Here is a 14,672-nt window from a genome sequence, read left to right as displayed (position 1 = left end):
TTTCCAAAAACGAACCGGGGAGGCCTACGCCTCCCCGCCTCGAGAATCCAGCACTCGCAGCCTTGGCTGCCAGGTCATTTTGACGAGCCTACACAGGCCCGTCGGATCAATTTTCTATAAAACACCGCAGATCAACTGTGGGAGCGGGCTTGCTCGCGAAGGGGTCATCACACCGATAAAGATGTCGACTGACACTCCGCTTTCGCGAGCAAGCCCGCTCCCACATTTGAATCTTGTCGTTCCAACTGGCGCGTTTCAGCTTAACCCCAGCTCACGCCAGATCCGCAGTACCTGTCGCCGTTCGTCCGCGAACTGATCGCCTGGTATCACCCCGGCGTCCTTCTGCAAGGCCTGCCGGTGAGCGGCGGAGCGGTAGGCTTTATAGGCCTCGCGCAGCAAGTTGGCGTCTTCGACGGGCATCAGCCCTTCGTGTTCCAGCTCTTCCAGAATGCGGATGTTGTCGGTCCAGCGCAGCAATGGCGGGTGTGTTTCGGACCACGCCAGGGCCGCGTATTGCACCATAAATTCAATATCGACGATACCTCCGGCGTCCTGCTTGAGATCGAACGGCGCCGTGGCCTCGAAGGCATTTGCCCCGGTGCCGGCCGCGGTGCTCTTGCTGCCAAGGTTGTCGCGCATCTTGGCACGCATCTCGCTGACCTCCTGACGCAAGGTCGCCAGGTCCCGCGCCTTGCCCAATATCGCTGCGCGCACCTTCTCGAACGCCTGGCCGACGTCCTGACTGCCCACCAGCACCCGCGCCCGCACCAACGCCTGATGTTCCCAGGTCCAGGCTTCATTTTCCTGATAGCGGGCAAACGCCCCCAGCGAACTGACCAACAACCCCGATGCACCGGACGGGCGCAGGCGCATGTCCACTTCATACAACTGGCCGGAGTTGGTCTGCGCCGTCAGCAGGTGAATGATCCGCTGCCCCAACCGGGTGAAAAATTGCGCGCCATCAATCGGTTTCGGCCCGTCGGTTTCCGCTTGCGGATCGCCGTCATGGATGAACACCAGGTCGAGGTCCGAACCATGCCCCAATTCCAGTCCGCCGACTTTCCCATAACCGACAATGATGAAGCCGGGATCGCACAACGTGCCGTCGGTGCGCAGCGGCGTGCCGTACTTGGCCACGGTCTGGCGCCAGGCCAGGGCCAGCACTTGTTCGAGGATCGCCTCAGCCAGCCAGGTCAGGTAATCGCTGACTTTCATCAACGGCAGACTGCCGGCGATTTCCGAGGCGGCGACGCGCAAGCGATGCGCCAGTTTGAAATGGCGCAGGGCTTCCATTTGCTGCTCGAGGTCGTCCTCGGGAATCCGCGTCAGGCGCTCGCGCAACTCGGCGGCCAGTTCCGGCGCCAACGGCGGCTTGAATAGCCGGCCTTCGTTGAGCAATTCGTCGAGCAGCAGCGGGAAACGGGTGATTTGCTCGGCGATCCACGGGCTCGCGGCGCACAAGGTCAGCAAGCGGCGCAGCGCACCGGGGTTTTCGGTCAGCAACACCAGGTACGCGGAGCGACGGGCCACGGCTTCCACCAGCGGCAACACGCGTTCCAGCACCAGATCCGGATTGGCATGCTCAACAGCCTGAGCCAACAACCGTGGAATAAAGGCATCAAGGCGTTCTCGACCCAGCCGCTGCATCGCTCGCAGTTGCGGACTGCTGCGCAAACCGGCCAACGCTTTCAGGGCTTTGGTGGCGTCCTTGAAACCGCCCTCTTCCAACTGACGGCAAGCCGCCTCTTCGTCCTGAGCCTCTTCCCACAGCGGCAGCCATTCGCCGCCGACCACCACTTCGCTTTCGGTGCCTTCCTCTTCATCAGGGTCAGCAATCACCTGAGCGAAGTGCCAGGCCACGCGGCCACGCCAATACATCAGTTGCTCGTGGAAAGCGTCCCAGTCGGCAAAGCCCAACATAAAGGCAATGCGCGCCTGATCCTGCGCGCCGTCCGGCAGCATCTGGGTCTGGCGGTCGGCGATCGCCTGGATCGCATGCTCGGTGTAACGCAGGAATTCGTAGCCTTCGCGCAACTCGCTGATGACCGCCGGCGGCAGGTAACCCTGACCTTCCAGCGTGCTCAGTACTTTTAATAGAGGACGTTGTTGCAGGCTCAGGTCGCGGCCGCCGTGAATCAGTTGAAAGGCCTGGGCGATAAATTCGACTTCACGGATGCCGCCGGAACCGAGCTTGATGTTGTCGGCCATGCCCTTGCGCCGCACTTCCTGCTGGATCAGCTGCTTCATGGTGCGCAGCGCTTCGATGGCCGAAAAATCCAGGTAACGCCGGTAAACGAACGGGCGCAGCATGTCCTGCAATTGCGCGCCGGCCAGTTGATCGCCGGCCACCACCCGCGACTTGATCATCGCGTAACGCTCCCAGTCCCGGCCCTGATCCTGGTAATACTGCTCCAGTGCATTGAAGCTCAAGACCAACGCACCGGCCGAACCGTAAGGGCGCAAGCGCATGTCGACGCGGAACACGAAACCGTCGACGGTCATCGGGTCCAGCGCCTTGATCAAACGCTGGCCGAGGCGGATGAAAAATTCCTGGTTATCCAGCGAGCGCTTCACCCCGACGGTTTCGCCGCCCTCGGGGTAGGCGAAGATCAGGTCGATGTCCGACGACAGATTGAGCTCCACGGCGCCGAGCTTGCCCATGCCGAGGATGACCATCTGCTGCGGCTCGCCACTGCGCCGGCCGGTCGGCACGCCGAATTGCTGGCAGTGACGCGAGTACAACCACTGATAGGCCTGATCGATGCTCGCATCGGCCATGTCCGAAAGGTCGCGGCAGGTCTGGACCAGATCCGCCTGACGGGTCAGGTCGCGCCAGATGATCCGCACTTGATGACGGGTGCGCTGGCGACGCAGGACGCGGCCGAGTTCGTCTTCGGTTTCCGCTGCATTCACCGCCGCCGCAATCTGCGCGCACAGCTCGCCGGGCGCGTAGCTGCGGTCCAGTTCGCCGGACTGCACCAGCGCCAGCAACATCAAAGGGTCACGCACACTCTGTTCAATCACAAAATCGCTGGCCGCCGCGACACGGGCGAATTGCACCCAGCGTTCCGGCGTCCAGGTCGACAGGCCATGCTCGTCTTCAAGTGCCGCAACGGCGACGCGGAACGACTGCTCGGCACGGGTGACAAACGGCAGGAGAATGGCGGGCAGTTCGGCAAGCGCGGGAAGGCTCATGGTCTATCCTTGATCGGCGTAGAACGGGTTGCATGTAGTGAATTTTCATATTGCACTACGTGGAGGACTGTCGAACAAAAGTTAGAAATAGCTGAAAATTCTTTATTTTTGGCAGTGAACATCAAGCTTTCACCTTTTGTGGTTGGTAAAAGACCAACCTTAACGATTATTCTCACAACGCAGCCGGAGGCCACAAGCCATTCATCTGTAGTTTTACTACTCGTATATACATTCGAAAGGCTGAAATGCCCGAAGATTTGTAGTAAAACTACACGCCGCCGGAACAACCTCTCGGCAATCCAAGAATTTATATCGTCTGCCCACAAGGCCAGTCGCAAACTCAGGCAACCGATTCTGGAAGCCTTTCCGCCCTGGAGCAAGCCATGCAAGACCTCGATCCCGTCGAAACCCAGGAATGGCTGGACGCCCTGGAATCGGTTCTCGACAAAGAAGGCGAAGACCGCGCTCACTATCTGATGACCCGTATGGGCGAATTGGCGACCCGCAGCGGTTCGCAATTGCCTTACGCCATCACCACGCCATACCGCAACACCATTCCTGTTACCCACGAAGCACGCATGCCTGGCGACCTGTTCATGGAACGCCGCATTCGCTCGTTGGTACGCTGGAACGCGATGGCCATGGTGATGCGTACGAACCTGAAAGATTCTGACCTGGGCGGTCACATCTCCAGCTTCGCCTCCAGCGCCACCCTGTATGACATCGGCTTCAACTATTTCTTCCAGGCCCCGACCGACGAACACGGCGGCGACCTGATCTACTTCCAGGGCCACACCTCGCCAGGCGTTTACGCCCGTGCATTCATGGAAGGCCGCATCACCGAAGACCAGATGAACAACTTCCGTCAGGAAGTCGATGGTCACGGCTTGTCGTCCTACCCGCACCCTTGGCTGATGCCTGACTTCTGGCAGTTCCCGACCGTATCCATGGGTCTGGGCCCGATCCAGGCGATCTACCAGGCACGTTTCATGAAGTACCTGGAAGCCCGCGGCTTCATTCCTGAAGGCAAGCAGAAAGTCTGGTGCTTCCTGGGCGACGGCGAGTGTGACGAGCCGGAATCCCTGGGCGCGATCTCGCTGGCTGGCCGCGAAAAGCTCGACAACCTGATCTTCGTCATCAACTGCAACCTGCAGCGCCTCGACGGCCCGGTTCGCGGCAACGGCAAGATCATCCAGGAACTCGAAGGCGTGTTCCGCGGTGCTCAGTGGAACGTGACCAAAGTCATCTGGGGCCGTTTCTGGGACCCACTGCTGGCCAAAGACGTCGACGGCATCCTGCAACGTCGCATGGACGAAGTCATCGACGGCGAGTACCAGAACTACAAAGCCAAAGACGGCGCGTTCGTGCGCGAACACTTCTTCAACTCGCCAGAACTCAAGGCGATGGTTGCTGATCTGTCCGACGACGAGATCTGGAAACTCAACCGTGGCGGCCACGACCCGTACAAGGTCTACGCGGCGTACCACGAAGCGGTCAACCACAAAGAACAACCAACCGTCATCCTGGCCAAGACCATCAAGGGTTATGGCACCGGTGCCGGCGAAGCGAAGAACACCGCGCACAACACCAAAAAGGTTGATGTTGAAAGCCTGAAGCTGTTCCGCGATCGTTTCGACATCCCGGTCAAGGACGAAGAGCTGGAAAACCTGCCGTTCTTCAAGCCAGAGCCAAACAGCGCCGAAGCCCGTTACCTGAGCGAGCGCCGCACTGCACTGGGCGGTTTCGTGCCACAGCGCCGCGCGAAGAGCATCAGCGTACCAACGCCGCCACTCGATACCCTCAAGGCAATCCTTGATGGCTCGGGTGACCGTGAGATTTCCACCACCATGGCGTTCGTGCGGATCCTCGCGCAACTGGTCAAGGACAAGGAAATCGGCTCGCGCATCGTTCCGATCATCCCGGACGAAGCCCGTACCTTCGGTATGGAAGGCATGTTCCGTCAGTTGGGCATCTACTCCTCCGTCGGCCAGCTCTACGAGCCAGTCGATAAAGACCAGGTGATGTTCTACAAGGAAGACAAGAAGGGCCAGATCCTCGAAGAAGGCATCAACGAAGCGGGCGCCATGAGCTCCTTCATCGCTGCCGGTACTTCGTACTCCAGCCACAACCAGCCAATGCTGCCGTTCTACATCTTCTACTCGATGTTCGGCTTCCAGCGTATCGGCGACCTCGCCTGGGCCGCTGGCGACAGCCGTACCCGTGGCTTCCTGATCGGCGGCACCGCCGGCCGGACCACGCTGAACGGCGAAGGCCTGCAACACGAAGATGGTCACAGCCACATCCTGGCCGGCACCATCCCGAACTGCCGCACCTTTGATCCAACCTACGGCTATGAGCTGGCGGTGATCATCCAGGACGGCATGAAGAAGATGACCGAAGAGCAACAGGACGTTTTCTACTACATCACCGTGATGAACGAGTCCTACCAGCAGCCAGCCATGCCGGCCGGTGTCGAGGAAGGCATCATCAAGGGCATGTACCTGCTCGAAGAAGACACCCGCGAAGCGGCGCACCACGTTCAACTGATGGGTTCCGGCACCATCCTGCGTGAAGTGCGTGAAGCGGCGAAGATTCTGCGTGAGGAGTTCAACGTCGGCGCTGACGTATGGAGCGTTACCAGCTTCAACGAACTGCGTCGCGATGGCCTGGCCGTCGAGCGCACCAACCGTCTGCACCCGGGCCAGAAGCCTAAGCTGAGCTACGTCGAAGAGTGCCTGAACGGCCGTAAAGGCCCGGTCATTGCCTCTACCGACTACATGAAATTGTTCGCTGAGCAAATTCGTCAGTGGGTCCCGTCCAAGGAATTCAAAGTCCTGGGCACCGACGGTTTCGGCCGCAGCGACAGCCGCAAGAAACTGCGTCATTTCTTCGAAGTCGACCGTCATTTCGTGGTGTTGGCAGCCCTGGAAGCCTTGGCTGACCGTGGTGACATCGAACCTAAGGTTGTGGCTGAAGCCATCACCAAGTTCGGTATCAACCCGGAAAAACTCAACCCACTGGACTGCTGAGGAGAGATTCTGTGAGCGAACTCATTCGCGTACCTGACATCGGCAGCGGTGAAGGTGAAGTAATTGAACTGTTTGTGAAGGTCGGCGACCATGTCGAAGCCGACCAGAGCATCCTGACGCTGGAGTCGGACAAGGCGAGCATGGAAATTCCTGCGCCTAAAGCCGGCATCGTCAAAAGCATTAAAGTGAAGCTGGGCGATCGCCTGAAAGAAGGCGACGAACTGCTCGAGCTGGAAGTCGAAGGTGCCGCTGCTGCGGCCCCTGCGGCTACTGCTGCCGCTGCGCCTGCTGCAAAAGCTGAAGCCAAACCGGCTGCCGCACCTGCTGCTGCCGCTGCGCCGGCCGCCGCTTCGATTCAGAAAGTGCACGTGCCGGATATCGGTTCGGCAGGCAAGGCCCAGATCATCGAGATCCAGGTCAAGGTCGGCGACACCGTCCAGGCTGATCAATCCTTGATCACCCTGGAATCCGACAAGGCGAGCATGGAAATCCCTTCGCCCGCCGCGGGCGTGATCAAGGCCATCAGCGTCAAGCTCAACGACGAAGTCGGCACCGGCGACCTGATTCTGGACCTGGAAGTGGCGGGTGCTGCGGCCCCTGCTGCCGCCCCGGCCCAGGCTGCTGCACCTGCCGCCGCTGCTCCAGCGCCAGCCGCTGCAGCTCCGACTGCTCCAGTGGCCGACAGCGTTCAGGACATCCACGTTCCGGACATCGGTTCGGCGGGCAAGGCCAAGATCATCGAAGTCCTGGTCAAGGCCGGCGACACCGTTGAAGCCGACCAGTCGCTGATCACCCTGGAATCCGACAAGGCGAGCATGGAAATCCCGTCGCCTGCCGCTGGCGTGGTGGAAAGCGTTTCCATCAAGCTGGATGACGAAGTCGGTACCGGCGACCTGATCCTCAAGCTGAAAGTCAAAGGCGCTGCGCCTGCTGCTGCCCCGGCTCCGGCTGCTGCTGCACCAAGTGCTCCGGCTCAAGCCGCTGCTGCACCTGCTGCCGCCGCACCTGCTGCTGCCCCGGTTGCTGCTCCAGCCAAGCCTGGCGCCAAAGTTCACGCCGGCCCGGCCGTGCGTCAACTGGCGCGCGAGTTCGGCGTCGAGCTGAACGCCGTCGGCGCCAGTGGCCCGCACGGTCGCATCCTCAAGGAAGACGTGCAGGTTTACGTCAAGGCGATGATGCAGAAGGCCAAGGAAGCACCGGCCGCTGCTGCCGGCGCAACCGGCGGCGCGGGCATCCCGCCGATTCCGGTCGTGGACTTCAGCCGCTTCGGTGAAACCGAAGAAGTGCCGATGACTCGCCTGATGCAAATCGGCGCGTCGAGCCTGCATCGCAGCTGGCTGAACATTCCGCACGTGACTCAGTTCGATTCGGCTGATATCACCGAGCTGGAAGCGTTCCGTATCGCTCAGAAAGCCGTTGCAGAGAAGGCCGGCGTCAAGCTGACCATCCTGCCGCTGCTGCTCAAGTCCTGCGCGCATTTGCTCAAGGAACTGCCGGACTTCAACAGTTCGCTGGCACCAAGCGGCAAAGCGATCATCCGCAAGAAGTACGTGAACATCGGCTTCGCCGTCGACACCCCTGAAGGCCTGCTGGTACCGGTCATCAAGAACGTCGACCAGAAGAGCCTGTTGCAACTGGCAGCCGAAGCCGCTGCGCTGGCCGCCAAAGCCCGCGACAAAAAGCTCACCGCTGACGACATGCAAGGCGCCTGCTTCACCATTTCCAGCCTCGGCCACATTGGCGGCACCGGCTTCACGCCGATCGTCAACGCGCCGGAAGTGGCGATCCTCGGTGTTTCCAAGGCAACCATCCAGCCAGTCTGGGACGGCAAAGCCTTCCAGCCGAAACTGATGCTGCCACTGTCGCTGTCCTACGATCACCGCGTGATCAACGGCGCCGCTGCTGCACGCTTCACCCAGCGTCTGAGCAGCCTGCTGGCGGACATCCGCACCATCTTGCTGTAACACCCGGCCGGCCCTCCCTCACCGGAGGGCCGCTCGCGTCCCACGATTTCCGAGCGCCACGCTCGTACCTCAACCCCGCCAATTTGGCGGGGCTTTTTTTGCCTTGATTAAAGTCTCTTCCTACGTTCGTGGCTGATATTGCCCACAACGCACGTCCACTTCCTCGCGATATTTTTTGCAATCCAGCAACTAGTCTTAGTCCAACTGATAGTGGATAAAACCACATCATGCACATTCCGCTTAGTTAGCGCTTACTTCGAATGGATTCGAACATGCTCAAACCCACTGTCGGCCCAATTATTGGCCACACTACAACTAATCACGCGCGCATTTTTCTGCGCGGAGAACTTCAAGATAATGCTTTCGCATTTGCAGGCATTCGTTATCGGCGCCAAGGTGAAGCAAACTGGTCCCGAGGCGAATTTGTAAAGTTGACGCACGTGCGCGACATGTCCGATGTGATTGCACTCAATGAGCTGGCCAGCGACACCGAGTACGAATATCAGGCCGGCTGGTTCAGCCCGATGAGCCCGGTGCATACCGTGGAGACGGTTCAGGAACTGCCACTGCAATGGCCACGGGAAATTTACCGGTTCCGCACCCGGTCCAGCAAGGCCAGCACGCCACGGGCCTATATTGTCGGCTCCTGCCGCTACTTGCGCATGACCGCGGGGATCGCAATTACACCCAAGACCGGCGACCGTATTTTTGCGTCGATCACCGACCTCGCGCAGCAGGCCGAACCGCCCATCAGCGCGATGCTGATGACCGGGGATCAAATTTACGTCGATGATTTGAACGTTATTGCTCCCGACCGCGAATACAACGACATACTCAGCAAGTATCGCGTAGCTTTTTCTCAGCCGGGCATTTCGAAGTTATTTTCCAGCCTGTCGACTTACATGATCCTCGACGATCACGAAATTGAAGACAACTGGCCGGCAAACGAGAGCCAGTCAGATGCTGACTTATATAAAAACGCCATGGCCGCTTATGAGTTATATCAAGCCAGCCATAGCCCAGCGCATAAACTTCTATCCAATGGACAGTTCAGCAGAAAGCTCGAACAGTATTGGTATCAGTTCAGCGACGGCGATATTGAATGGTTTGTCACCGACAGCCGCACTCGGCGCAACCTGTCGGCCGATGATCGCCGTATCCTCGACGAAGAACAGGAGCAGGCGTTGTGCAAATGGCTGATCCACAGCCCGGCAAGGGTCAAATTCGTGGTCACCAGCGTGATGTTCTACCCCGACCGTAAACTCAATGGCGATGACGCCTGGAAGGCCTTTGCGGAACAACGCCTGCGGTTGCTGGAGACGATTCGCACGCAGCGCATCAAGAACGTCATCTTCGTCTCGGGCGATGTCCACGGCTCGTTGACCAGTCGCCTGACCCACAGCGCAGACCCGGACTTCGAAGTGCACACCGTCGTCTCTTCGCCGCTGTGCAACAGCAAACTGCTGCCGTATGCCAAGGCCTCCACGTTCATTCTCGATCAGCCGCTGGCGCAAACGGCTGCGGGGGACTATCGGCATGAACTGACCAGCGATGTGGTCAGCGAGGACAACTTTGCCCATCTGGTTGTTGATGGCGAGCAGATTCAGGTCAATTACCACGACCGGGACGGTAAACCATTACAAACGGCAAACATCCCGCTGCACTGAGGGAATGAAGGCCAAATGCATTAGTTTTGTGGCCTCGCTGGAGAAAACTTCGCACCTGCCGACATATTCTTATAGCACTTGGCCTTCATGTCTCTTGTCAGTCGGGGCCGCAATGATGCAACCTTGCCGCAGACAACAGTTAAGAGGGCGAGAGCCCGGCGCGATCAGCACATTCGAAGCGAGTTTCCCTCAATGAAAAGCCAACCCGATGCCGCCAGCCGTATGGTGGCCGAGGTAGTGACGCAGTTGCCTGTGCCCTCGCGGCTCGGCATGCTGCGTTTCGAACGGCTGAATGAACCTAGCTGGGCGCTGCTGTTTCTCGATCCTAACTGCGAACGCCATTTCGGTCTGCCGGCCGTAGACCTGTGTGCGCTGGTCGACTCCCCCTACGCCAGCCTGATGGAGCCCGAAGCGCGCTATCAGCTGCATGACGCGGTCCAGCAGCAACTCACCGACAGTCCGAACTACCAGATCCGCTACACCTTGCACACCGCCTCAGGCGCCTTGAACCTGCTGGAACTGGGCGAAGCCTATAAACAGCACAATCGGCATCTGTTGCGCGGCTACTTGCTGGTGGTCGATGACCTGTTCGAGGGCTTTCAGCTTCAGCCCTCGCAAGATCTGGAAACCCAGAACTCGCGCCTGCAAATCGCCCTCGAGCTCAACCAGCGTGCCCAGCAGGAACAATTGCAGCATCTGGACCGGGTGCGCGCCCAGCAGGACCTGATCCTGTTGCTGACCCGCCAGCGCTACAGCACCAACAATTCCCTGCAAGAAGCCGCCGAACTGATCACCCGCAGCGCGTGTGACATCTACGAAATCGACTGTGCCAGCCTGTGGAACCTCGAAGGCTCAATGCTGGTGCCGATATCGGCCTATCACCGCGCCAGCAGTGAATACCAGTTGCCGGAGCCGATCGACGTCAGCGGTTTCCCCGATTACCTCGACGCCTTGCACAGCAGCCGCGCCATCGACGCCCACAACGCCATGCGTGACCCGCGCACCCGGGACATGGCCGAGAGCCTGCGCCCGCGCGATGTGAACGCGATGCTCGACGCCAGCATCCGCGTCGACGGCCAGGTGGTCGGCGTGCTCTGCCTGGAACAGACCGGCGCGACCCGCGCCTGGCAGTCGGACGAAATCGCCTTTGCCGGCGAGCTGGCGGATCAGTTCGCCCAGGTCATCAACAACCACAACCGCCGCACCGCCACCAGCGCCCTGCACCTGTTCCAGCGTGCGGTCGAGCAAAGCGCCAACGCGTTTTTGCTGGTCAATTGCGACGGCGTGGTCGAATACGTCAACCCGAGTTTCACCGCGATCACCCAGTACAGCACCGAAGAAGTCCACGGCCAGCGGCTGTCGGAACTGCCGGCGCTGGAAAACCTCAGCGAACTGCTGTTCGACGCGCCCTCGGCACTGGCCAAGAGCAACAGCTGGCAGGGTGAATTCAAGAGCCGACGCAAAAACCTCGAACCGTACTGGGGCCAACTGTCGATCTCCAAGGTCTACGGCGACAACCGCGAGCTGACGCATTACATCGGCATCTACGAAGACATCACCCAGACCAAACTCGCCCAGCAGCGCATCGAGCGCCTGGCCTACACCGACAACCTGACCAACCTCGGCAACCGCCCGGCGTTCATCCGCAACCTCGATGAACGTTTCGCCCGCGACACCGACACGCCGATCAGCCTGCTGCTGGTGGACATCGACAACTTCAAGCGAATCAACGACAGCCTCGGTCACCAGACCGGCGACAAACTGCTGATCAGCCTGGCCCGACGCCTGCGCAACAGCCTGAGCCCGAGCGGCAGCCTGGCGCGTTTCGCCAGTAACGAATTCGCCGTGCTGCTGGACAACACCGACCTGCGCACCGGCCAACAGGTCGCCCATCAGTTGTTGATGACCCTCGACAAGCCGATGTTCGTCGACAACCAGTTGATCAGCGTCACCGGCTCCGTGGGCCTGGCCTGTGCGCCGCTGCACGGTCGCGACCCGCAAACCCTGATGCGCAACGCCGGCCTGGCGCTGCACAAGGCCAAGGCCAACGGCAAGCATCAGGTCCAGGTGTTCACCGAAGCGCTGAATGCCGAGGCCAGTTACAAACTGTTCGTCGAGAACAACCTGCGGCGCGCCCTGACCCAGAACGAGCTGGACGTGTTCTATCAGCCCAAGCTCTGCCTGCGCAGCGGCCGCTTGCTGGGGATGGAAGCGCTGCTGCGCTGGAACCACCCGGACAAAGGCATGATCCGCCCGGACCAGTTCATCAGCGTCGCCGAAGAAACCGGCCTGATCATCCCGATCGGCAAGTGGATCGCGCGCCAGGCCTGCCGCATGAGCAAGGCACTGAGCGCCGCCGGCTTGGGCAATCTTCAAGTGGCGATCAACCTGTCGCCCAAGCAGTTCTCCGACCCGGACCTGGTGTCGTCCATCGCCAACATCCTCAAGGAAGAAGCGCTGCCGGCCAATCTGCTGGAGCTGGAACTGACCGAAGGCCTGCTGCTGGAAGCCACCGAAGACACCCACTTGCAGCTCGACCAGCTCAAGCGCCTGGGCCTGACCCTGGCCATGGACGACTTCGGTACCGGTTATTCGTCGCTCAGCTACCTGAAAAAATTCCCGATCGACATCATCAAGATCGACCGCAGCTTCATCCACGAAATCCCGGACAACCAGGACGACATGGAAATCACCTCCGCGGTGATCGCCATGGCCCATAACCTGAAACTCAAGGTCGTGGCCGAAGGCATCGAGACCGCCGAACAACTGGCGTTCCTGCGCCGCCACCGCTGCGACGTCGGCCAGGGTTACCTGTTCGACCGCCCGATCCCCGGCGCCGAGCTGATCGAAAAGCTCAAGCGCTACCCCCGCGGCCCCCTCGCCTGACACACACATCCTCCTGCGACACCCCCATCCCCTGTGGGAGCGAGCCTGCTCGCGAAAGCGGTGTATCAGTCGACATCATTGCTGAATGACTCACCGCATTCGCGAGCAGGCTCGCTCCCACAAGGGCACAGAGGTAGTGCGTAACCGGGCCGCATTGGGCAAACTGGCGGTCTGATTCCTACATCCCAACCTGACTGAGAGGACTGATCATGGTCTTGCGCTCGGAAATCCTGGTGAACAAAAACGTGCTTCCAACCAAAGAACAAGCTCTGCCCGGCCGTGAAACCCCGATGAATCTGCCGGAAAAACACTTCGTCCACGATTCCCCGTTGCTGGGTCCGTTCGTCACCAACGTCGACTTTGCAATCTTCGGCCTGGGTTGCTTCTGGGGTGCGGAACGCCGCTTCTGGCAGCGTGAAGGCGTGGTCAGCACGGTGGTGGGTTACGCCGGCGGTTTCACGCCGAACCCGACCTACGAAGAAGTCTGCTCAGGCCTGACCGGCCACAGCGAAGTCGTGCTCGTGGTCTACGAGCCGGAAAAAGTCAGCTACGACGAGCTGCTGAAGATGTTCTGGGAACTGCACAACCCGACCCAGGGCATGCGCCAAGGCAATGACATCGGCACCCAGTACCGCTCGGTGATCTATGCGACCAACCCGGAGCAACTGGATGCCGCGCTCAAGAGCAAAGACGTGTTCCAGGCTGAGTTGACCAAGGCCGGAAAAGGCGAAATCACCACCGAAATCGACGAAGCCCCGACGGTCTACTTCGCCGAGGCGTATCACCAGCAATACCTGGCGAAGAACCCTGAAGGCTACTGCGGGATTGGCGGCACAGGCGTGACCTGCCCGATCTGATCTGTTGACCTGATCGTTCCCACGCTCTGCGTGGGAACGATCAATCAGCTCTCAGCAATCAACCAATCCATCTGCCACCCACCCTGGGTCTGCCCCAACTTCTTGGACAACCACGGCAGCAGCTCACGCAATTCCTCTTCCAGCCCCCACGGCGGATTCGCAATCGCCAACCCGGACCCGTTCAGACTGTTCGGCGTATCCAGCGGATGCACCAGCAACTCCACACGCAACAACTTCGGCGCGCCCGAGCCCGCCAGATCCTGATAGAAACGACGCAACAGGCGCTGATCCTTCACCGGGTACCAGATCGCCGCCACGGTTTGACGCATCCGGCCAACCGCCTCTTTCAGCGACGCCGCACAGCGCTGCATCTCGTCGAGCTGTTCAAACGGCGGATCAATCAACATCACCGCCCGCTTCTCCTGCACCGGCAACATCGCGCGCGGCACATGCCAGCCTTCGCCCAGATGCACCTTCACCCGACGATCACCGGCCATGTTGTCCTTGAGCAGCAAACCGTCTTCGGGGTGCTTCTCGTTGAGCATCACCCGATCCTGCGGCCGCGTCAGACGCCGCGCCAGCTCCGGCGACCCCGGGTAATAGCGCAACTGGCCATCCGGGTTCATGTCGTGCAGCACCTTCATGTAATCGGCGGTCAACGCCGGCAGATCCGGCTGATCCCACAGACGCGCAATACCTTCCAGGTACTCACCGGTGCGACTGGCCTGATCGCCCTGAAGGTCATACAGGCCAATGCCAGCGTGAGTGTCGAGATAGGCAAACGGCTGCTCCTTGCGCGACATCAGGGCGATGAGGCGGGTCAAAGTCAGGTGTTTGAACACATCGGCGTGATTGCCGGCATGGAAGGCGTGACGATAATTCATGATTGCTCCTGCGAAGGCCGGGAAGTTTACCTTGTACCGAGGCGAACGTCAGGGCCTCGCAGCCGAGCGGGCACTTACAGGCCCACAAACCTGCGGTGAGGGGGTTTGCCCCGTCGGGCTGCACAACAGCCCCAAAATATCCCAGTACCCACAAGACCCTGTGGCGAGGGAGCTTGCTCCCGTTGGGCTG

The 14,672-nt window shown here is 60.2% G+C and carries 7 protein-coding genes; 5 read left to right on the top strand and 2 right to left on the bottom strand.

The features are described 5' to 3' along the window. Positions 1-255 precede the first annotated feature (255 nt). A complete protein-coding gene (gene glnE, locus ACWKV5_RS09385) occupies positions 256-3,195 on the bottom strand; it encodes a bifunctional [glutamate--ammonia ligase]-adenylyl-L-tyrosine phosphorylase/[glutamate--ammonia-ligase] adenylyltransferase (RefSeq protein WP_483841050.1) in 2,940 nt (979 codons plus the stop codon). 383 nt (positions 3,196-3,578) lie between these two features. Here glnE and aceE point away from each other — a divergent pair, with 383 nt between their 5' ends. The 5 genes from aceE to msrA all read left to right on the top strand — a co-directional run bounded on the left by aceE (position 3,579) and on the right by msrA (position 13,598). Then, a complete protein-coding gene (gene aceE, locus ACWKV5_RS09380; RefSeq protein ID WP_123435555.1) occupies positions 3,579-6,224 on the top strand; it encodes a pyruvate dehydrogenase (acetyl-transferring), homodimeric type in 2,646 nt (881 codons plus the stop codon). 11 nt (positions 6,225-6,235) lie between these two features. Beyond that, positions 6,236-8,188: a dihydrolipoyllysine-residue acetyltransferase gene (aceF, locus tag ACWKV5_RS09375; protein ID WP_483841049.1), complete on the top strand. Its 1,953-nt coding sequence runs from the start codon at positions 6,236-6,238 to the stop codon at positions 8,186-8,188. Positions 8,189-8,460: 272 nt separating this feature from the next. Further along, the gene (locus tag ACWKV5_RS09370) at positions 8,461-9,855 is read left to right on the top strand and encodes an alkaline phosphatase D family protein (RefSeq protein ID WP_483841048.1); all 1,395 of its coding nucleotides are present in this window, start codon (positions 8,461-8,463) and stop codon (positions 9,853-9,855) included. 192 nt (positions 9,856-10,047) lie between these two features. Continuing rightward, entirely contained in the window at positions 10,048-12,741 is a 2,694-nt protein-coding gene (locus ACWKV5_RS09365) for a putative bifunctional diguanylate cyclase/phosphodiesterase (RefSeq protein WP_483841047.1), read from the top strand. A 209-nt stretch (positions 12,742-12,950) separates the two neighbouring features. Then, positions 12,951-13,598 (top strand): peptide-methionine (S)-S-oxide reductase MsrA, encoded by a 648-nt coding sequence (msrA, locus tag ACWKV5_RS09360; protein ID WP_483841046.1) that lies wholly within the window; start codon positions 12,951-12,953, stop codon positions 13,596-13,598. A 44-nt stretch (positions 13,599-13,642) separates the two neighbouring features. On the opposite strand, the gene ACWKV5_RS09355 is transcribed toward msrA, so the two are convergent. Beyond that, complete coding sequence (locus tag ACWKV5_RS09355) at positions 13,643-14,482, bottom strand: 23S rRNA (adenine(2030)-N(6))-methyltransferase RlmJ (protein WP_483841045.1); 840 nt, start codon at positions 14,480-14,482, stop codon at positions 13,643-13,645. Between the last annotated feature and the right edge of the window lie 190 nt (positions 14,483-14,672).

The sequence above is a fragment of the Pseudomonas oplopanacis genome, from assembly GCF_057128725.1.
The sequence above is the reverse complement of the archived record's forward strand: the minus strand, read 5'-3'. Positions and strand labels throughout refer to the sequence as shown.